The 262-nt window shown below is 72.9% G+C and carries 1 protein-coding gene; it reads right to left on the bottom strand.

Annotated elements, in window-relative coordinates:
- Nucleotides 1-262 (bottom strand): acyl-CoA dehydrogenase family protein (locus NCR35_RS29820; RefSeq protein WP_250537469.1); only part of this gene is annotated, 262 nt, incomplete at both ends.

Genomic DNA, 262 nt, shown 5'->3' with positions numbered 1-262 from the left:
GAGCTGCGGCGTGGCCCCGCCCAGGGTCAGCTCGAGCTTCTTCGCCAGCAGGAAGTACCGGTGCAGCGGGTAGTCCTTGTCGACGCCCATCCCGCCGTGGAGGTGCTGCGCGGCGTGCACGACCCCCTGGCCGCCCTCGGCCGCCCAGAACTTCGCAACGGCGACCTCGGCCGTGGCGGGGAGACCCTCCGAGAGCCGCCACACCGCCTGCCACGTGGTGAGTCGGATCGCCTCGGTGTCGATGTACGCGTCGGCCGCGCGC

The organism is Caballeronia sp. AZ10_KS36, assembly GCF_023631105.1.
GTDB lineage: Bacteria > Pseudomonadota > Gammaproteobacteria > Burkholderiales > Burkholderiaceae > Caballeronia.
This window is presented reverse-complemented; position numbering and strand designations above follow the sequence as displayed.